We start from the raw sequence: 19,556 nt of genomic DNA, 5'->3' as shown, positions 1-19,556 counted from the left end.
GCCATTCTCGGTAAGTACACAAGAAGGGCCTGGCAAGTATGTGAAGTAGTACGCACGTACTGCTCACAACAGGCCGGACCAGCAGATCAAAGAGATGGAGTCTTGATGTCGACCACCGGCACCCCGAAGACCGCAGCTGAGCTCCAGCAGGATTGGGACACCAACCCTCGCTGGAAGGGCGTTACTCGTAACTACACGGCCGATCAGGTCGTCAAGCTCCAGGGCACCGTCGTCGAGGAGCAGACCCTCGCTCGTCGCGGATCCGAGATCCTGTGGGATCTCGTGAACAACGAGGACTACATCAACTCCCTCGGTGCACTTACCGGCAACATGGCTGTGCAGCAGGTTCGCGCCGGCCTGAAGGCCATCTACCTCTCCGGTTGGCAGGTTGCCGGCGACGCTAACCTCTCGGGCCACACGTACCCGGACCAGAGCCTCTACCCGGCCAACTCGGTTCCGACCGTCGTTCGTCGCATCAACAACGCACTGCTGCGCGCCGACGAGATCGCCAAGACCGAGGGTGACACCTCCGTCAGCAACTGGCTCGCTCCGATCGTTGCCGACGCCGAAGCCGGCTTCGGTGGCGCTCTCAACGCTTACGAGCTCCAGAAGGCCATGATCGGCGCCGGCGCTGCCGGTGTCCACTGGGAGGATCAGCTCGCTTCGGAGAAGAAGTGCGGCCACCTCGGCGGCAAGGTGCTCATCCCCACGCAGCAGCACATCCGCACCCTGACCTCGGCTCGCCTGGCTTCCGACGTTGCGGACGTTCCGTCCGTCATCATCGCCCGCACCGACGCTGAGGCTGCAACCCTCATCACCTCCGACGTGGACGAGCGTGACCGCCCGTTCCTCGACGGAACCCGCACGGCTGAAGGCTTCTACGGCGTCAAGAACGGCATCGAGCCCTGCATCGCTCGCGCCAAGGCTTACGCACCGTACGCAGACCTCATCTGGATGGAGACCGGCGTGCCGGATCTCGAGGTTGCAAAGAAGTTCGCCGAGTCCGTTCGCAGCGAATTCCCGGACCAGCTCCTGGCCTACAACTGCTCCCCTTCCTTCAACTGGAAGGCGCACCTGGACGACGCGACCATCGCGAAGTTCCAGAAGGAGCTCGGCGCAATGGGCTTCAAGTTCCAGTTCATCACGCTGGCCGGCTTCCACTCGCTCAACTACGGCATGTTCGACCTGGCCTACGGCTACGCCCGCGAAGGCATGACGGCATTCGTCGACCTGCAGGAGCGCGAGTTCAAGGCTGCCGAAGAGCGTGGCTTCACCGCCATCAAGCACCAGCGTGAGGTTGGCGCCGGCTACTTCGACACCATCGCCACCACCGTTGACCCCAACACCTCGACGGCAGCTCTCAAGGGCTCCACCGAAGAGGGACAGTTCCACTAAGAACTGACTTCGAGTGGGGGAGAGGCTCGGCTTCGGGTCTCTCCCCTGCTTGTATCACCGCACTACTTCTCTCGTCTTCAGGGCAGTTCCGAGTGCGTCGGCCACCAGCGTCGACGCAGTTCGAAGTGCTTCTCTTGCAACACCTTCACCAGACAAACTCCACGAGACAAACAAGGAGCTGACGTGACCAGCGAAAAAATTCAGCGCGTCGGCGTTATCGGCGCCGGAATCATGGGTGCCGGAATCGCCGAGGTGTGCGCCCGCGCACATGTCGATGTTCTGGTCTTCGAGCAGACTCGCGAGCTTGCAGCAGCCGGGCGTTCACGCATCCTGCGTTCGCTCGACCGCGGCGTGAGCAGCGGAAAGATCACAGAACGTGAGCGTGAGCAGGCCGCATGGCGTCTCCGTTTCACCTCCGATCTGGGAGATTTCGCGGACCGCCAGCTCGTCGTGGAGGCCGTCGTCGAAGACGAGAAGATCAAGAGCGAAATCTTCGCCGAGCTCGACGCGGTCGTGACGGACCCGGATGCGGTTCTCGCGTCCAACACGTCGTCGATCCCGATCATGAAGCTCGGCATCTCGACCAAGCGTCCCGAGCGAGTCATCGGTATGCACTTCTTCAACCCGGTTCCGGTTCTGCCGCTCGTCGAATTGGTGACGACGCTCAAGACCAGTGCCTCCGTCTCGCAGCGCGCCGAGGCTTTCGCCAGCGACATCCTCGGCAAGCAGGTCGTCCGCAGTGCCGACCGCTCCGGCTTCGTCGTCAACGCACTCCTGGTGCCGTACCTGCTCTCGGCGATCCGCATGGTCGAGTCGGGATTCGCGACCAAGGAAGACATCGACAAGGCAACCGTTCTCGGCCTCGCGCACCCCATGGGCCCGCTGGCTCTGACCGACCTGGTCGGACTCGACACCGTCAAGTCCATCGCCGACTCAATGTACGAAGAGTTCAAGGAGCCGCTGTACTCCGCTCCGCCGCTGCTCCTGCGTATGGTCGAAGCCGGATTGACCGGCAAGAAGTCCGGCGCGGGCTTCTACGAATACGCCGACAACGGTCGCTCCACCAAGCAGGCAAGCTAAGGCCCACAGCCCCCTGTGCGCGTTTGTGGAGTGTAGAGACTCCATAAGCGCGCACAGGGCGCTCGCGCCCCTCGGTTAGAAAGGTCGACCGCATGTCCAGCAGCACTGCAGCATTCGGCTCCAGCGTCCTGGGGTATCCGCGCATCGGGCCGCGCCGTGAGCTCAAGCGCGCCCTCGAGTCCTACTGGCACGGCACTTCGGACAAGGACGCACTCCTCGCGGTCGCCAAGGAACTCCAGGAATCGACCTGGAGTGAATTGGCTGCGACGGGATTGAGCCAGGTTCCGGGCAACACTTTCTCCTTCTACGATCACGTGCTCGACAACGCGCTGCTCTTCGGCGCCGTGCCGGAGCGGTTCAAGCCGCTCGAGGGCGCCCTCGATCCGCTCGATTTCTACTTCACGATGGCACGCGGTCGTCCGGACTTCCCGCCTCTCGAGCTGGTGCGCTTCTTCGGCACGAACTACTACTACCGTCAGCCCGAGATCGAAGCGAACACCGTGTTCTCGCTCAACTCGGAGGCACTTCTCGACGAGTTCGATCGTGCGAAGGCGCGCGGCATCGAATTGCGCCCCGTCATCATGGGACCGGTTTCGCTGCTCCTGCTCTCGAAGGTCGGGCCGGCCACCGAGAAGTCCGATCCGAACTTCACCCCACTCGACCTGTTGGACTCGCTTCTGCCCGAGTACGAGAAGCTCTTCGAGCAGCTCGCCAAGGCCGGTGCCACCTGTGTTCAGTTGGACGAGCCTTCGGTGACCGAGGACCGCACCGCCGAGGAGCTCGCCGCTCTGGGGCGTGCATACGAGAAGCTGTCGACGGCTCCGCTGCGCCCGCGTCTGTTGGTGACCGGTCCGTACGGCAAGTTCGGCGAAGCCCTCAATATCTTGGCGCCCACCAAGATCGAGGCCTTCGGTCTGGACCTGGTGCACGGCAAGATCACGGCCGAGGAACTGGCCGCGGTGCCGAACATCAAGCGCAAGCGCATCTACGCGGGCGTCGTCGACGGTCGCAATGTTTGGCGCGTCGACCGGTTCAACACCTTGACGTACCTGAACGAACTCAAGGACGTTGTACCTGACCTCGTCGTCTCCACGTCGTCGTCGCTGCTACACGTGCCGTACGACGTGCTCTCCGAGTACGACATTCCGGGAGACGTTGCAGACCGTCTGGCTTTTGCGAAGCAGAAGGTCGGCGAGGTCGTCTCACTGGCGAAGGCGCTCACCGAAGGTCCTTCGGACAAGTGGCGTAAGCGTCCGACGAAGGTGCACTTCAAGCTCAAGCACGCTGTCCGTGCTCGGGTCAACGCGATCAAGCCCGAAGATCGTGTGCGTGCACCGTACGAGGAGCGTCGTAAGGCTCAGCAGGAACGGTTGAACCTGCCTTTGGTTCCGGCCCAGACACTGGGTTCGTTCCCGCAGACCGACGCGATTCGCCAGGCTCGTTACGAACTCGGCCAGGGCCGTTTGGAGTGGGACGACTACTACAAGCGCATCCAGGAAGAGATCGAGCGCACAATCCGTCTGCAAGAGGACATCGGTCTCGATGTTTTCGTGCACGGCGAGCACGAGCGCAACGACATGGTCCAGTACTTCGCCGAACTGCTCGAGGGCTATGCCTTCACACACAACGGTTGGGTTCAGGCCTACGGATCTCGTTGCACGCGTCCGCCGATTCTCTACGGCGACATCGCACGTCCGAAGCCGATGACGGTCGAGTGGATCGCGTACGCGCAGTCGCTGACCGACAAGCCGGTCAAGGGCATGCTGACGGGTCCGGTCACCATGATCGCTCGTTCGTTCGTTCGTCAGGATCAGCCGCTCTACGAAACGGCAGAGCAACTGGCACTTGTCATTCGAGACGAAATCGCGGATCTCGAAGCCGCCGGAATCGCCATCATCCAGGTGGACGAGCCGGCAATTCGTGAACTGCTGCCACTGCGTGAGGACGGCCGGGAGGCCTACCTGGAGTGGGCCGTCGACGCGTTCCGTCTGGCAACAGGTGGAGCGAAGCCGGAAACACAGATCCACACACATCTGACGTACTCCGCTCGGTCGTCGGTGGTCGACGCCATCGAACGGTTGGACGCCGATGTGACGGCTATCGTCGCGACCCGCTCCATCACGTGGGTTCTCGAAGCGCTCAAGGAAGGCGCGCTCACACACGGCGTCGGCCCCGGTGTCTACGAATCTCGTTCGGCTCGGATCCCCGACATCGACGAGCTCGACGAATTGCTCACGGAGGCAAGCGAATCGATCTCACTCGATCGTTTGTGGGCCAACCCGGACGGCGGCCTCAAAACCCGCCATCCCTGGCAGCTCGAGCCTTCGCTGCGCAACATGGTCGCGGCTGCGAGGCGCCTGCGTCGTCGGGCCGAGCAAGCCGAGCGCGACGCCGGGTAAGTCGCGTAAAGAACAAGTCATGGAGGGGCCTGCGATTTGCAGGTCCCTCCATGCACGGGTAGGCATGTGTGCATGGTTACTGCTGCTGCTTATGCCGCGACGTCCGCTGACGGTCCCCTCGAGAAGACCACCGTCGAACGCCGCGAGCTCGGTCCACTGGACATTCTCATCGACATCAAATTTGCCGGCATCTGCCATTCCGACATCCACACCGCTCGCAACGAGTGGGGCGGAGCCAAGTACCCGATCGTTCCCGGTCACGAAATCGCCGGCGTCGTCGCCGCCGTGGGTTCGGACGTCACCAAGCACAAGGTCGGCGACCGCGTCGGCGTCGGCTGCTTCGTCGACTCGTGTGGGGAGTGCGACGCCTGCCTGGCCGGCGAAGAGCAGTATTGCCGCAAGGGTGTGACCGGTACGTACAACGCCACCGGACGCGACGGCGAACGCACTCAGGGTGGCTACTCGACGCACATCGTCGTCACCGAGCACTTCGTTCTCTCGATCCCCGAAGGCATCGAGCTCGACGTCGCCGCGCCGCTGCTGTGCGCAGGCATCACCTTGTACTCACCGTTGCGGCACTGGAACGCCGGACCCGGCAAGAAGGTCGCCATCATCGGTTTCGGCGGCCTCGGTCACGTCGGCGTGAAGATCGCCAAGGCACTCGGCGCGGAAGTCACCGTCCTGAGCCAGACACTCGGCAAGAAGGAAGACGGGCTTCGTCTCGGTGCCGACCACTACTACGCGACCAACGACCGCGAGACGTTCAAGGCACTTCGAGGCGAGTTCGACCTGATCCTCAACACGGTCTCGGTCAATCTCGACATCGACGCCTACATGTCCTTGCTCGCCATCAACGGCACGCTCGTCGAACTGGGCCTGCCGGAGAAGCCGATCGAAGTTCGCGCATTCTCCCTCGCCGCAAACCGTCGTAGCCTCGCCGGCTCCATGGTGGGCGGTATTCCGCAGACACAGGAGATGCTCGACTTCTGTGCCGAGCACGGTATCGGTGCAGAAATCGAACTGATCCCGGCGAGCGACATCAACGACGCTTACGAGCGCGTGATCAAGAGCGACGTTCGCTACCGATTCGTGATCGACACCGCAACAATCTGACCCGCTCGGTCCTGCTCAGTCGAATTGTTCGCGGAGCTCAGTCGAATTGTTCGCGGAGCTCAGTCGAGTTGCTCGCGAAGATTACTCAGTGTCTTCGCGAGCAACCTCGACACGTGCATCTGGGACACACCGACTTTCTCGGCAATCTGTGTTTGCGTCAGATTTCCGAAGAATCTGAGCATCAACACCGTCCGCTCTCGTTCGGGCAGCTTGTCGAGAAGCGGACGCAAAGCCTCGTGATTCTCGACGTTCTCGAGGGCTGCGTCGTAGTCACCGAGTGTTTCCACCAGCGGCAGATCGTCGGTGTGATTGGACGCGGCCCCGTCGACCGAGACGGTCTGGTACGCGTTGCCGGCGATCAGCGCCTGGGCAACTTCTTCGCGTTCGATCCCCAAGGTCTCGGCCAACTCGTCGACGGTCGGCGCGTGACCGAGTTGTTGTGACAGCTCGCTGATGGCTTGCCCGAGTTGGAAGTGCAATTCCTTCATCCGACGCGGAACCCGCAATGCCCAACCGGTGTCGCGGAAGTGTCGTCGAACCTCGCCCATCACAGTGGGCACCGCGAACGAGACGAAATCGGATCCGCGGGTGGAATCGAAACGGTCGACGGCATTGACCAGACCGAGCCGCGCCACTTGAACCAGATCGTCGTGCGCCTCGCCGCGCCCGTCGAATCGTCTGGCGATGTGTTCGGCCAACGGTAGGCACCTGGTGATGAGTGCGGTGCGCACTCGTTCGTACTCGGGGCTGTGTGGCTCGAGGGTCCGCATTTCCTCGAAAACTGGTATGACGTCCCGATATTCGTCGGTGGACCGCCGACGCGGGCGTGACGGGCCGTCTGCGGAAGCGGTCACAGGCGCCCGCTGAGGGCCTTGGTGAACTTCATGGTCGTGATGTAGCCGACGCCGCCGAGGTTCTCTTCCTGATCGAGCGAAATCGAATCGGTGAGTTCGGTGAGGATGTGCCACCCGAACGAACGCTGACTGCTGTCCTCGTACTCCGTGGTGGTCGTCGACACGGACACGTGCAAATGCGGGGGAGTGAAGACGAACCGACACACCAGAACCGAATCAGGCGCAGCACGAACGATCAGATGCGTACAGATTTCGTCCATGGCCAGTTTGATGTCGGCGATGGCGTCGAGGTCGAAGTTTTCCTGAATGGCAACGGTGGCGGCCAGTGCACGCAAAATCGACAGCTGATCGAGAGTCGCTTGAATCCTCAACTCCACGACGGGCTGAGTCTGATCTTGATCGGGCTCGAGTGCGCTGAGGTGTGCCATAAGTTCTCCGGATCGTCGTACCAGGGGTCCCCGTGAAGTCTGGTGCCGAGAACGATACCCATCCCGACCTTCACAGTGACCCCCGAACACGAAATTTCGTCGATGGTGGTGCCGGGGTAAACGACACAGTTCTGCTCACGACCGTTGGCGATCGCAACATCGGATTACCTCGCGGAACCGCAGACCAAACCACATTTTTGTTCGGAACACCGAAACGAATGGTCGCAACGCACTTGTGACGTCCGTCATGCTGGCGTACTGTTTCAAACCGAGGTTGAGCACACAGCCGATGAGGGATTTATCCGTATTTCTGGAGACCCGTTCATCGTGCGTCTCCTTCGGAGGTCCCTTCTCTTTTGCAGAGTGTAAACCGTTGCGGGATGGGAGAACCATGACTGTTGTTCCAGGATCATCAATTTCAGGCTTTACGAACGCGGCGAAGGGATCGGTAGATTACGGACCTCCCGCGACCGGGACAGCGACCGCATCGTTTCACGCGCACCGTATCAGTGCACACACCGCTGTGATCCAAGTTCGTGGCGAGATCGATCTGATGAGCGCCAATGCTTTTCGTGACTTCTTGACGTACCACGTGGCCGCGGACCGGACGCTGGTGGTCGATCTCTCCGAACTCGAATTCATGGGGACCTGCGGCTTGTCCGTGCTGTCGGTCCTGTCGACGCGATCGCGCGACGTGGGCGGCACACTGGCGCTCGTCTGCGCCCGCCCGGTGCAAAGGTTGCTCAAAGCAGCTGGTCAGGAGTCGATGTTTGCCTGCTACGAGTCTTTGGATCACGCGATCGGTCTGGAAGAGACTCGACGTTTCCCGGCTTGAACCCGCGGTTTCACCCACAGCTTCGTGAAATCAGCTTCGTGAATTCGGTTTCGTAGAGCCCGTCAGTGTCAGTGCACTTCACTTCGGTGAGTGCCCTTGTGCTGGCGGGCTCTCGGCGGTGCTGTGACGCAACGGCCGTAGGTGCGGACCACTTCGGTGGCGACGTGATCCCACGAATACGATTCGCAGGCGCGGGCCCGGCTCTGCCGTGCAAACGCTGCGCCTTCGTCCTCGTCGTCGAGAAGATGGCGGACTGCACGCGCGGTTTCCACCGGATTGTTGACCGGGACCCGGCGCCCCGTGAGTCCGTCGATCACGGTATCCCGCAGTCCGCCAACAGGAGTCGCGACAACCGGAACGCCACATGCCATCGCTTCCAGAGCCGCGATTCCGAACGGTTCGTATCTGGGGGTGCACACGAGGGCGTCGGCCGATCGCATCAGTTTGGGTAATTGGCGGTGCGGTACCCTCCCCAATAATTGGACTCGATCTGCGACACCGAGTCGCTCGGCGAGCTTGACCAAGCGGATCGCTACCTCGTCGGTGCTCAGTTGTGCGACGGGTGGCCCGCCGATCACCACCAACTCCGTATCCGGCAGCGAAGCCAGCGCGGCGACGGCAACATCGAAGCCCTTCTGCTCCACCAGCCTTCCGACGCAGATCAATCGGTGCGGTGCGTTCTTCTTCGCGGCGGGGCCCTCCGGGGTGAACGCGTCGGTGTCGACGCCCGAGGGCACCATCGTGGTCCGCGATCGCGGCGAGCCCTGCCGGACCAGATCGAAGATTTCGTCGGAACTCGTCGCGATGACATGGGTTGCGCCCCTGGCGATCAACGGTTCCAGGTGAGTCCGTTCCGAGGGGCTGTCGTCGGCTGCTCCGAGATGGCGATGCGCCGCAGATCCGAGGGAATGGAAAGTCTGCAGTACGGGGATGCCGAGCGAGCGCGTCGCGAGTTCCGTTGCCACACCTGACATCCAGAAGTGCGAGTGCACTACATCGGGCCGGTCGGTACTCCACTGAGCGCGCAGAATGCTGGCGAAGGTTCCCAGGTGGGGGAGGATGTCGGCGTCCGGGAGCGCCTGCGTCGGGCCGGCCTCGAGGTAGTCGACCGAGTACCCGGCGCGGGCGCGAACGCGGTCCGGCCCTCCGACGTGTGCCCGTCTGGTGAAGACGGTGACGTCGTGTCCGGCTCGCACCAGGGCCGCGGACAGTTCGTCGACGTGCAGGTTCTGTGCACCGGCTGCCGAGCAGCCCACCGGTGCGAGTGGATCGGCGTTCACCGACACCATGGAGATCTTCAGCATTCGTCCGGGAGCCATAGCGGGCGAGTACTTCATCGGGTCCCCTCTCCACTTGATCGGTTCGTCTGGGGATACCCGGAGTCCGTGATCTGAACCGGGTTTCGACGTGGTCAGCGGTGGGCACATTCCAAACACGATGGCGAGGAGTGAGGTTCGATGACAGAACAAATGCTGGTCGACGCAACCGTCGGACTCGGGTTCGAGCGGTACGTACAACGGGTGGCGGTCGGCGTGGGGGCCGGCATCGAGCAGTGGTGTTGCAGGCGCGAGCACCCTCTGGAGGCCTACATCGCGTTGGACCGAACTGTGCCGCGTTTTCCAGGGCGTGAGGTGGCGTTGCTCTGGGAGGAAACATGCGGTTGGGCCCTGGCCGTGGAGACTCGTTCAGGGGAAGACCTCATCGTTCTCGGATATCTGGGCGAACACGCTGTGCCGACCCCGGACGCCGTCGCCGACTTTGCCGCGACGCTGGGCACCCGCAGCCCGCACTGGGTCATGAACAGACCCCTGGCGGATTCGGACGAGACTGCGCGAGAACTGCGAAGCTACTCCGGAAGTGCTTACGCCTGAACAGTATTCAGTCCTTGCCCGCTCAGTTGACCACGTCCAGGATGGGATCGAGAACGGGAGTTGCTGCAGCCTCGACGGCCGGATCGTCCATCAGTTTGAAGACGATGTGACCGCCGAGCGCACCACCGACACCGACCGCAGCGAGTCCCAGCACCGAGAAAACACGTGCCAGTGCGAGCGAGTCCTTTCCGCGTAGCCGGTATGACGCGGCAAACGACCAGATGCCCACGGCATTCGACGCTGCGTGCACCAGGCCCACACGACGGGCGACGTCGCCGCGTTCGGACCAGTCCAGCCAGCCGGTCAGCAGAACCGGCGGCGTCGAGATCAATCCGAGGCCGATCAATCGTCGTGCGGTCTTCGGATCGCGGAGCACGGTGTCGAAGATCAGCGAAGCTGTCCATGCGCCTGCCGGAACGGCCACGAGAGCGGGGTGGAGGGGATGCCCGACGGCGGCGCCGCGCAGAAGCGCTGCGACAGTGCGCGATCTGTCGGATCTCTCGGTGATCTCGAGGATTCTGCGCCGAAGGCCAGTGGACGGACCGTCCAGTCCGCGAGCGGATTCGATTCCGCGGTAAAGAGTTCCGATGTCCATGTAATTCGGCTACCCGGCGTAGACGTCGGGAAACCTCGCGACGGGAGTGTCTTGTCGACCGTCATGCTCCGGCGTACGGTCGAAACGAAAGAGATCCGACCGGAGGAGCGAAAGATGAAGCTCAATCTCTTTGCAGCGTGGGCGTCGTATTTCCTGGTGCTGGCCACAGTTGTCTGCCTCGGCAGCTTTCTCGTGGCCGCCGGTTCAGGGCACGGTGGTTGGGCGTTGATTGCCGGGCTCGCCGGTGTCGCGTCCATCGGACTGGCGGTTGCCCTGTACACCAGCACCGTTCATCACGACCACAAAGTGCACCGCGAATCCCCACACCTGTTCTGATCGGGACTGCTTCTGATCAGGACTGTGCGAGTCGCGCCTTCTCCGCCTCGATGTCGAAGTTGGCAGGCGGCCAGTCGAGATCGAGCTTTTCCAGAGCGTCGATCAGTAGCTCCGTGACCGCAATTCGGCTGTACCACTTCCGATCACACGGCACGACGTACCACGGAGCATGTTCGGTCGACGTCTTGTCGAGCATCGCTTGATACGCCTGCTGGTAAGCCGGCCACAATCCGCGCTCTGTCACGTCGCCGGGGTTATATTTCCAGTACTTGTCCGGGCGGTCGAGACGCTCTTCGAGTCGCTTCTTCTGCTCGTCGAGCGAGACGAACATCGCCACCTTGACGATGGTGGTTCCGGCGTCGACGAGTTCTTTCTCGAACTGGTTGATCTCGTCGTAGCGCTTGCTCCAGACATCCTCGGGGACAAGATCGTGGACGCGCACGACCAGGACGTCCTCGTAGTGGGAGCGATCGAACACGCCGAGATGGCCGCCGCGGGGGAGTTCCTTCTTGATCCGCCAGAGGTAGTGGTGTTGCTTTTCCTCTTCGGTCGGCACGCCGAATGCCGCGTGCTGAACTCCCGAAGGATCCACGTGACCGATCACGTGTCGGACCATGCCGCCCTTGCCGGCGGTGTCCATGCCTTGCAGGACCAGCAGGATCGAACGGCTGTCTCCGGACCTGCCGTTGGCGTACAGCAACTCCTGCAGGTCGGACAGAACCGCGCCGCGCTCCTCGAGCAGACGCTCGCCGTCAGCTTTGTTTCCGGTGAATCCCGGAGTGCTGTTGCGATCGAGTTGATCGAGTTCGAACCCGGGCTCTGCCCGCAGTGTCTTGGCGGCCGGTGTTTCCCACAGCGAGTCTTGTGCCATGCCGAAAGAGTGCCACAGGATCGACCCCTGTGGCTCGAAAGTTCGGTCTCGGGCGAGTCAGTCCTCGGCGGGCTTGACGAGCGGATGCGGTACCGATTTGAACTTGGCCGGTGATCCGTTGACCGCCGCGATGCCGGTGATGCCGCCCCACGTCATCATCGTGAGGTAGTCGATCAACGATTCTGCAGACATCGACTTGTTGGAGATCCACCAGTGCGTCGCAAGCTGAATTCCGCCGACGATCCCGAACGCCCACGGCAGGGAACCGCCGGAATCCATCTCCATCTCGCGAAGACGATTGCCCAACACCGTGGAAAGCAATTCGGCGATCATGCGCTCGGAATCGGCAACGACGTCGCGGTTGGCGCCGGCGCCGTTGGCCATGACGTAGAGATAGATGTCCGGGTCGGACGCCACCGTCTCGACGTACGCGGTGATGCTGGCCTGGGTGAGTTCGAAATCGTCGAGATCGCCGCTGATCGCTTCGTAGATACGCGGCGACAGGATGGTTTCGACGTACCGCATCATCGTGGCGGTGGTGAGGTCGCTCTTGTCGGCGAAGTACCGGTAGAGCACGGTCTTGGAGACACCGATCTCGGACGCGATCTCGTCCATGCCGATCTCGCGCCCCCGCGCCCGAATAGCGGCGATGGTGCCGTCGACGAGTTCCTCGCGGCGAGCGATTTTGTGTTCGCGCCACCGACGCTTGCGACCGTCGGATTTCTCGGGCTTCGCATCAGCAACGACTGGGCCGTCTACCTGCTCGTTGTCCTGCACGGCATTCTTGGCCACGAGTCATCTCATATCTGTGGTGCGAGCCACGTCCGATCGGTCTACTTTCCGGTCCAGCTTAATGTCCGTGCCTTTATCTCGGGCACTCACATCGGCAGTTCGGGGGATTAGGTCCTGAGGAATCAGACATCGTGTCACTCGCGCTACGCCGAGTCACACCTTTCGGCACAATGGCGAGGGTGCAGCAACTGAGCCTCTCCGCCTTCGACGACGCCGCCAAGCGTCGGGACCTTCGCAAGATGAAGGTCTTCGCCACTGGCCTTCTGGGCTTCGCGACGGTGGTCTACATCTTCTGTCGGTGGCAGGAATCCCGCGGTGCCGGAGAGTGGGTCGGATACGTCCGCGCCGCGTCCGAGGCCGGCATGGTCGGCGCCCTGGCCGACTGGTTTGCCGTCACCGCGCTCTTCCGTCATCCGATGGGACTCCCCATCCCGCACACCGCCATCATCAAGCGCAAGAAGGACCAACTCGGCGCCAGTCTGAGTTCGTTCGTCGGCCAGAACTTCCTGGCTCCCGAAGTTGTGTCGGCCAAGGTGCAGCAGGCGCAGATTCCGCTCCGCCTCGGTACGTGGATGGCCGAACCTGCCAATGCCGCTCGCGTCGCCGCCGAGACGTCGACGGTCTTGCGCGGCATGGTCGAGGTTCTTCGCGACGAGGACATCGCCCAGATCATCGACAACACGATCGTGAAGCGGTTGGCCGAGCCCATGTGGGGACCGCCGATCGGCCGAGTGCTCGGTGAGCTTCTCAAGGACAACAAGCAACTTCCGATCATCGAGCTTCTGGCCGAGCGGGCGCATCAGTGGGCTCTGGGCAGCCAGGAGACGATCGACCGTGTGATCGTGCGCGATTCGCCGGCGTGGTCGCCGAAGTTCGTCGACGCGATGCTGGGGGAGAAGATCTACAAGGAACTTGTCGAGTTCACCTGGAAGGTCCGTTCCAATCCCGAGCACGAGGTGCGCCTCGCCGCCAATCGATTCCTGATCGACTTCGCCGATGATCTTCAGAACGATCCGGAGACCATCAAGAAGGCCGAGGGGATCAAGGCCGAGATCATGGGGCGCGAGGAAGTGACTGGCCTGGCGTCGTCGACGTGGCAGGTCGCCAAGCGCCTCATCATGGAGTCCGTCGACGATCCGAACAGCACCCTGCGAACCAAGGTCGCCGAGAACGTGGCCGGCTTCGGAATCAGGTTGCGTGACGACGAGTCGATGCGTGAGAAGGTCGACGGCTGGCTGGTGCAGGGCACCAAGTACATCGCGGAGAACTACACCGACGAGATCACCGGGGTCATCAGTGACACGGTCGAGCGATGGGATGCCGACGAAGCGAGCCAGAAGATCGAGCTGCAGGTCGGTCGAGATCTTCAGTTCATCCGTATCAACGGCACCGTTGTCGGCTCGATTGCCGGGCTGCTGATCTACACGATTTCGACGCTCGTCTTCGGCTGAGCTGTCCGGTATGTGACGTCCACCACGAGTGCTAGCAGTAGTGCTTGCAATAGTTAGCACCCTCTCCTATCCTGGGAAATGTCCACTGGAAAGGGAGGACGCAATGCCAGCGAAGTCGACGAACTCCGATGACGGAGATCGTGAATCATCCGGTGCCGCAGCCGGAGCAAGCGACTTGGCAGCTCGCGTCGTCAGCTCTGCGGCACACGACATCGGGGGGTTCATTCGTGCACAGCGGGAAGCCGCCCAAGTTTCGATGCGCCAACTCGCTCAACTCGCCGGCGTCAGCAATCCGTATCTGAGTCAGATCGAACGCGGATTGCGCAAACCGTCGGCAGACGTACTGGCGCAAATTGCCAAGGGCCTTCGAGTCTCATCGGAAGTCCTGTACGTCCAAGCGGGATATCTCGAACAACGCCCGCACAGTCCCATCAGGGACGCGGTGTTGGCCGAGACGGCCATCAACGAACGGCAGAAGCAAGTACTGCTCGAAATCTACGACTCGTTCTGTCGCGAGAACGAGTCGTCGAGACCAGTCGCAGCGCCCGATTTCGCCGAATCGGCCGCAATTCCAGACACCGAGACTTCACTAGGAGAACAAGATGACTGACAAGAACGCCATCGACAGCGTCAAGACCTCGCTCTACGCCGCCGTCGGCGCAGGCGACCTGGTTGTCCAGGCCGTAGCCGACGTCGTTGCTCAGGTTCGTGAGCGCGCCGAGAACACGCAGGGCGACGTCAACGGCCGTGTCGACGGTGCCCGCGAGAAGCTCGCTTCCGTTCAGGGTGACGTTGCCGAAAGCGTCGAGGCACTGCGCGAGCGTCTCGCCGGCCTGCCGTCCGAGCTGCCCGAAGAGCTTGCCGAGCTGCGCGAGAAGTTCTCACCCGAGGAGCTCCGCAAGGTCGCCGAGGCATACCTCAAGGTTGCCGGCGATCTGTACAACTCCCTCGCAGAGCGCGGCGAAGACGCAGTCGAGCGCATCCGCAAGCAGCCCGCAGTCGAAGAAGGCATCGCTGCTGCGGAGTCGGCACTCGGCGACGCCGTCGAGCTGACCGAAGACGCACTCGGAACCGTTGCTCGTCAGACGCGTGCCGTGGGCGAGCAGGCTGCCAAGCTGGCCGGCCGCGCTGCCGGACGCATCTCCGACACCGCAGAAGAGGTCGGCGAGAAGATCGCTGACGCCGGCGAGAAGATCGCCGACGCAGGCGACGAGGCTGCACTGAAGGTTCTCGACCTCGGTGACCAGGCCGACGAGGCTTCCAAGGAAGCTGCCGCTCGCGTGACCGCTGCTGCCTCCGACGTGCAGGAGCGCGCAACCACCGCCGCCAAGAAGGCTGCTCCGGCCAAGGCTGCACCGGCCAAGGCTGCTCCGGCCAAGGCCACCGCGCCGGCTCCGGCCAAGAAGGCTGCTCCGGCCAAGAAGGCCTGATTTTGCCCAGCTCCACCTGACGAAGGCTCCCGCGCTCAGCCGAGTGTGGGAGCCTTCGTGTTCGTCGGGAACCGGATGAGAACTTAGGATGTAGTTGTGACTCAAGTCGATGGGCTAGTCGGTCTGATCTTTCTCGCACTCAAAGTGCTCGCGTTGGTGGGTGCTGTCTACGCGATCGTTCATGCCGTCAGGCAGCGTCCGGACGCCTTTACCGCGGTCAACAAATTGACCAAGCCGATCTGGCTCGGAATTCTGATCGTTGCGGCGTTGATCCTGCTGGCGACATCCCCTGTCGGTCTCCTGGGCATCATCGCGGTTGTTGCAGTGTGTGTATATCTCGTCGACGTTCGACCGCGCGTGGACGACATCCAGCATGGCGGTTCCCGCTGGTAGTGGGCCGCGGTTTCTGCTCATCCGGTGACGTGGTTCCCGGTCACCGTGTGTTGCCCCACTCTTCGCTCCAACGCTGACAACGCGCGTTGTTCGAGTGATAGTGTCGGTTAACGGCAGTCACACATAGATTGCATCCGTCTGTCGTCAGCAGCAGTCAGGGGTAAATGCATGTCCAGTCGTTCGCGCACCACAGAGCTTCGAGTACTGGCAGGCGCCGTCGGAGTGGGAGCACTCGTCGCGGCAGTCGCTGGGATCCGTCATAGGCGATCCACGCGCGGGTTGACGCTTTCGAGCGACGTCGAGCCCAACGCACTCCTGAAGACTCCGACGCTCAAAGCTGATATCAGCGAACTGACCACCGACGACGGTGCGATCATCAATGTCCGGGCTTACGGTCCCGTCGACGGCGATCCGATCGTTCTCAGCCACGGCTGGACGTGCTCAACCGAATTCTGGTACCCGCAGGTCAATGCGCTTGCCGGTGAATATCGCGTCATCACCTACGATCAGCGCGGTCACGGACGCAGCACCGTCGGTAATCTTCCGCTCGGCCCGGACGTCCTCGCCGACGACCTTTCTGCCGTGCTGGCAGCCACGGTTCGCGAAGACAAGAAGGCGGTCATCGTCGGTCACAGCATGGGCGGGATGAGCATCATCGCCTGGGCTGGTCGTCACCCCGACGAAGTCAAGAAGTACGCGTCGGCGGTCATGCTCGCGAGTACGGCGAGTGAAAGGTTGATCGCCGAGACCACGGTCATCCCATTGCCCAATCGTTTTCCTCGGGTTCCGGTCCCCGTGGGCCGCGCCATCCTCAGCTCGCCCGTTCCATTTGTCTCCTCGGGCGCCATGACGAAGGCGATCCAGTACGTCTCGATGTCACCGAACGCGACCAAGGCCGAGATTCAGTTCTGCGAGAACATCGTTCGTGAGTGCAAGCCCCGCATCCGTGGTGGTTGGGGAGCAGCGCTGAGCACCCTCGACATTCACGAGGGACTCGACAATCTCGAAGTGCCGACCACCGTGCTCGTCGGTTCGCTCGATCGGCTCACTCCGCCGGTCCATGCGCGCAAGCTTGCGCAGGTCCTCGACGACGCCGGCAACCTCGAACGGTTGATCGTGTTGCCGGGCGTCGGTCATATGTCGTCGATCGAGAACATCGACGAGTTCGACAAGGAAATCGTGCGACTGCGCAATCTCTAGCGCAACGCAGCTCTAGCTGAAGACGACCGTTTTGCGCCCGTGGACCAGAACCCGATCCTCGAGGTGCCAGCGCAGTCCGCGTGAGAGCACGAGCTTTTCGATGTCTCGACCCTGCCGGACCATGTCGGCGACATCGTCGGCGTGGTCGACGCGGATCACGTCCTGCTCGATGATCGGACCGGCATCGAGTTCGGCGGTCACGTAGTGGCAGGTGGCGCCGATCAACTTCACGCCGCGCGCGAACGCCTGGTGATAGGGGCGGGCACCGATGAACGACGGCAAGAAGCTGTGGTGGATGTTGATCGCGCGTCCGGCCCAGTGCTCGCACAGTGATTCCGGCAGCACTTGCATGAAGCGCGCAAGAACGACGGCGTCGGGGTTGTGAGCGTCGACCAGGGCGCGAACCTTCTCGAAGGACGGTCCGCGTTCGGCCGGGTCCTTGGCGAACGGAACGTGGTGGAAGTCGATCCCGTGGCGCTCGGTGACACTGCGCAGATCTTCGTGGTTTCCGATGACGGCGCTGATTTCTGCCGGAAGTTCTCCGCCCGCGGCACGGCCCAGGAGGTCATGCAGGCAGTGGCCTTCCTTGCTCACGAGCAACACGATCTTCTTGGGTGCGCCGGAGTCGTGAAGAGTCCACTCGGTTTCCGGACCGATCTCGGCCGCAACAGCTTTGAACCGTTCACGAAGTTCGTCGATGCTCATGCTCACAGACGACGCACGGACCGCCTGACGCGTGAAGAACCATCCTGTGTCGGCATCGGCGTGATACGCGGCCTCCACGATCCATCCACCGACATCGGTGAGAAAGGTCGAGATGCGTGCGACGATGCCCGTGGTGTCGGGGCAGCCGAGGGACAGAACATAGCGACGATCATCGATCGAAGGTGCAGCGGTCATGCGGCCTAGTCTCTCAGGTGCGGCTGCAGCGACGGTCGCGTGGTGGTGTGCCAAGCTTTCCAACATGTCTGAAGCTGCACTCACTCGTTCCCAGGTTGCCGCGATGGTGGACCACACTCTCCTCAAACCCGAAGCCACCGCGGCCGATGTGACCGCCCTGATCGACGAGGCGCGCAGCCTCGGTGTGCTGGCTGTCTGCGTCTCGCCGTCGATGTTGCCGATTCGCGCCGACGGACTGGTGACGGCGGCCGTCGTCGGATTCCCGTCGGGGAAGCATCATTCACTGGTCAAGGGTGCCGAGGCGCGACTCGCCGTCGATCAGGGCGCCGCCGAGATCGACATGGTCATCGATGTGGGAGCGGCGGTCGCGGGCGACTACAGCGCTGTGCTCGCAGACATCCTCACCGTCCGTGAGGCGATGGGGGAGAGTGCGATCCTCAAGGTGATCCTCGAAACCGCAGCGCTGTCCGACGAGGCAATCGTCGAATGCTGCCGCGCAGCCGTGCGCGCCGGGGCGAACTTCGTCAAGACCTCCACCGGATTCCACCCTGCAGGCGGGGCAACCGTCGAGGCCGTCAGACTGATGGCGCAGACCGTCGGCCCGGGCGTGGGAGTCAAGGCCAGTGGCGGAATACGTACGACGCAGGCCGCACTCGACATGATTGCAGCCGGCGCCACCCGCCTCGGATTGTCCGGAACCCGAGCAGTATTGGACGGTCTGACCGACTAGGTCAGCAGGCCGCAGCTGTCCGGCACCGCCGAGGTGTTCTGGTTGTTCGCGTCGGCGACGGGCATGGCGTAAGCGCCGCCCTCCAGTGAGATCTGGATCGCGTCGTCGGTGACGGTCAGCTTCGTGGGCTTCATGTCCAGCGGGTACGTCTGCAGGCTGTCGGTGAGTGTCTGAACGATGCCGTCGACCAGGTCGGTCGGCAGACCCAATCCCAGAATCTCGGCGCCGACGGTCTGAACGTCGACTACGCCGTTGGTGACGGTGGGCTTGACTGTCAGCTTCGCGAGCCCGACCGGTCCGACGTCGAAAGCGAGTGTTCCGGCGCTCGAGTCGGCGGTGACGCCGGAGACGAGGCCACCGAAGGTCTGCTCCTGCAAGGTGGCGAGAATGCCTGCGGTAGACCAGGTGACGTCGGCGCTGGAACTGCCGATGGTGCCGCTGTTACCCGCCGAAGGCTGCAAGTTGATGTCGTTCACCTTCGCGTGAACCTGCATTCCCGTTGCGGGGCCGAACGAAGAGTCGTCACTGTCGATGCTGATGTACGGCACCTTCTTGTCGACTGCCTGCAGGAGTACGGGCTTCCAGCTCAACCCGACGTCGACCTGGGATCCCAGTTCGCTCTGGAACTGATCGGCCATGCAGGTCTTCACCTGGTTGCGTACGTACAGTTCTCCACCGACGAGTGCCGCGACGAGTACGGCGATCACCACGAGAAGGATGATGAGCACTCGGTTGCGCGGACGAGGGTTGTTCGCTGCGACAGTCATTCGCCAGATTCTTCCCGACGAGTCTGAACGAACTCTGTGAATACGCACTTCCTCATTCCTGTGATGCGCGACACAGTCGCCCGTAGTCTGTTCGAAACGGCGTTTTCGACGGTCAC

Annotated in this window: 21 protein-coding genes; 13 read left to right on the top strand and 8 right to left on the bottom strand. The window is 62.4% G+C overall.

Annotation, left to right across the window (positions count from 1 at the left end; translation table 11 throughout):
- The first annotated feature begins 105 nt into the window (after positions 1–105).
- From aceA to I7X09_RS05970, 4 genes are all read left to right on the top strand, one after another.
- Positions 106–1,395 carry an isocitrate lyase gene (gene aceA, locus I7X09_RS05985; protein ID WP_003941533.1) on the top strand — a complete coding sequence of 430 codons (1,290 nt, stop codon included), beginning with the start codon at positions 106–108 and terminating at the stop codon, positions 1,393–1,395.
- Between the two features lie 183 nt (positions 1,396–1,578).
- Positions 1,579–2,475: a 3-hydroxybutyryl-CoA dehydrogenase gene (locus tag I7X09_RS05980; RefSeq protein ID WP_003941541.1), complete on the top strand. Its 897-nt coding sequence runs from the start codon at positions 1,579–1,581 to the stop codon at positions 2,473–2,475.
- A 92-nt stretch (positions 2,476–2,567) separates the two neighbouring features.
- Positions 2,568–4,874, top strand: coding sequence for a 5-methyltetrahydropteroyltriglutamate--homocysteine S-methyltransferase (gene metE, locus I7X09_RS05975; RefSeq protein ID WP_200315987.1), 2,307 nt, complete (start codon positions 2,568–2,570; stop codon positions 4,872–4,874).
- Between the two features lie 72 nt (positions 4,875–4,946).
- The gene (locus I7X09_RS05970) at positions 4,947–5,987 is read left to right on the top strand and encodes an NAD(P)-dependent alcohol dehydrogenase (protein WP_019744429.1); all 1,041 of its coding nucleotides are present in this window, start codon (positions 4,947–4,949) and stop codon (positions 5,985–5,987) included.
- Positions 5,988–6,046: 59 nt separating this feature from the next.
- Here I7X09_RS05970 and I7X09_RS05965 read toward each other — a convergent pair whose 3' ends face one another.
- Complete coding sequence (locus tag I7X09_RS05965; protein ID WP_020906739.1) at positions 6,047–6,841, bottom strand: RNA polymerase sigma factor SigF; 795 nt, start codon at positions 6,839–6,841, stop codon at positions 6,047–6,049.
- Positions 6,838–7,269, bottom strand: coding sequence for an ATP-binding protein (locus I7X09_RS05960; RefSeq protein ID WP_200315985.1), 432 nt, complete (start codon positions 7,267–7,269; stop codon positions 6,838–6,840). The genes I7X09_RS05965 and I7X09_RS05960 overlap by 4 nt, the downstream gene beginning before the upstream one ends.
- Before the next feature lie 523 nt (positions 7,270–7,792).
- On the opposite strand from I7X09_RS05960, the gene I7X09_RS05955 reads away from it, so the two are divergent.
- Positions 7,793–8,104, top strand: a complete 312-nt coding sequence (locus I7X09_RS05955; RefSeq protein WP_234036807.1) for an STAS domain-containing protein — start codon at positions 7,793–7,795, stop codon at positions 8,102–8,104.
- A gap of 68 nt (positions 8,105–8,172) precedes the next feature.
- Here the strand turns inward: I7X09_RS05955 and I7X09_RS05950 are convergent, their stop codons facing one another.
- Complete coding sequence (locus I7X09_RS05950) at positions 8,173–9,441, bottom strand: glycosyltransferase (RefSeq protein WP_095970490.1); 1,269 nt, start codon at positions 9,439–9,441, stop codon at positions 8,173–8,175.
- Between the two features lie 120 nt (positions 9,442–9,561).
- Here I7X09_RS05950 and I7X09_RS05945 point away from each other — a divergent pair, with 120 nt between their 5' ends.
- Positions 9,562–9,975 (top strand): DUF6292 family protein, encoded by a 414-nt coding sequence (locus I7X09_RS05945; protein ID WP_003941464.1) that lies wholly within the window; start codon positions 9,562–9,564, stop codon positions 9,973–9,975.
- A gap of 22 nt (positions 9,976–9,997) precedes the next feature.
- Here I7X09_RS05945 and I7X09_RS05940 read toward each other — a convergent pair whose 3' ends face one another.
- Entirely contained in the window at positions 9,998–10,570 is a 573-nt protein-coding gene (locus I7X09_RS05940; RefSeq protein WP_124567904.1) for a DUF2231 domain-containing protein, read from the bottom strand.
- A 114-nt stretch (positions 10,571–10,684) separates the two neighbouring features.
- Between I7X09_RS05940 and I7X09_RS05935 the strand changes: the two genes are divergently transcribed.
- Entirely contained in the window at positions 10,685–10,906 is a 222-nt protein-coding gene (locus tag I7X09_RS05935) for a hypothetical protein (RefSeq protein WP_020968904.1), read from the top strand.
- Between the two features lie 16 nt (positions 10,907–10,922).
- Here the strand turns inward: I7X09_RS05935 and I7X09_RS05930 are convergent, their stop codons facing one another.
- Positions 10,923–11,777 (bottom strand): polyphosphate kinase 2 family protein, encoded by an 855-nt coding sequence (locus tag I7X09_RS05930; protein ID WP_200315983.1) that lies wholly within the window; start codon positions 11,775–11,777, stop codon positions 10,923–10,925.
- 57 nt (positions 11,778–11,834) lie between these two features.
- Positions 11,835–12,569, bottom strand: coding sequence for a TetR/AcrR family transcriptional regulator (locus tag I7X09_RS05925; RefSeq protein WP_003941527.1), 735 nt, complete (start codon positions 12,567–12,569; stop codon positions 11,835–11,837).
- A 179-nt stretch (positions 12,570–12,748) separates the two neighbouring features.
- On the opposite strand from I7X09_RS05925, the gene I7X09_RS05920 reads away from it, so the two are divergent.
- The 5 genes from I7X09_RS05920 to I7X09_RS05900 all read left to right on the top strand — a co-directional run bounded on the left by I7X09_RS05920 (position 12,749) and on the right by I7X09_RS05900 (position 17,043).
- Complete coding sequence (locus I7X09_RS05920; protein WP_185564633.1) at positions 12,749–14,020, top strand: DUF445 domain-containing protein; 1,272 nt, start codon at positions 12,749–12,751, stop codon at positions 14,018–14,020.
- Between the two features lie 103 nt (positions 14,021–14,123).
- Positions 14,124–14,630: a helix-turn-helix domain-containing protein gene (locus I7X09_RS05915; protein WP_234036806.1), complete on the top strand. Its 507-nt coding sequence runs from the start codon at positions 14,124–14,126 to the stop codon at positions 14,628–14,630.
- Entirely contained in the window at positions 14,623–15,450 is an 828-nt protein-coding gene (locus I7X09_RS05910; protein ID WP_095970406.1) for a heparin-binding hemagglutinin, read from the top strand. The genes I7X09_RS05915 and I7X09_RS05910 overlap by 8 nt, the downstream gene beginning before the upstream one ends.
- Before the next feature lie 96 nt (positions 15,451–15,546).
- A complete protein-coding gene (locus I7X09_RS05905; protein WP_003941505.1) occupies positions 15,547–15,843 on the top strand; it encodes a DUF2516 family protein in 297 nt (98 codons plus the stop codon).
- A 168-nt stretch (positions 15,844–16,011) separates the two neighbouring features.
- Positions 16,012–17,043, top strand: coding sequence for an alpha/beta fold hydrolase (locus I7X09_RS05900; RefSeq protein ID WP_021333908.1), 1,032 nt, complete (start codon positions 16,012–16,014; stop codon positions 17,041–17,043).
- A 12-nt stretch (positions 17,044–17,055) separates the two neighbouring features.
- On the opposite strand, the gene purU is transcribed toward I7X09_RS05900, so the two are convergent.
- Positions 17,056–17,943 carry a formyltetrahydrofolate deformylase gene (purU, locus tag I7X09_RS05895; RefSeq protein ID WP_003941509.1) on the bottom strand — a complete coding sequence of 296 codons (888 nt, stop codon included), beginning with the start codon at positions 17,941–17,943 and terminating at the stop codon, positions 17,056–17,058.
- A 64-nt stretch (positions 17,944–18,007) separates the two neighbouring features.
- Here purU and deoC point away from each other — a divergent pair, with 64 nt between their 5' ends.
- Positions 18,008–18,673, top strand: coding sequence for a deoxyribose-phosphate aldolase (deoC, locus tag I7X09_RS05890; protein WP_095970489.1), 666 nt, complete (start codon positions 18,008–18,010; stop codon positions 18,671–18,673).
- Here the strand turns inward: deoC and I7X09_RS05885 are convergent.
- The gene (locus I7X09_RS05885) at positions 18,670–19,440 is read right to left on the bottom strand and encodes an LmeA family phospholipid-binding protein (RefSeq protein WP_007735358.1); all 771 of its coding nucleotides are present in this window, start codon (positions 19,438–19,440) and stop codon (positions 18,670–18,672) included. The genes deoC and I7X09_RS05885 overlap by 4 nt on opposite strands.
- Between the last annotated feature and the right edge of the window lie 116 nt (positions 19,441–19,556).

Origin of the sequence: Rhodococcus sp. P-2 (assembly GCF_016598535.1) — a bacterium.
In the GTDB taxonomy this organism is placed as follows: Bacteria; Actinomycetota; Actinomycetes; order Mycobacteriales; family Mycobacteriaceae; genus Rhodococcus_F; species Rhodococcus_F baikonurensis.
The sequence above is the reverse complement of the archived record's forward strand: the minus strand, read 5'-3'. Positions and strand labels throughout refer to the sequence as shown.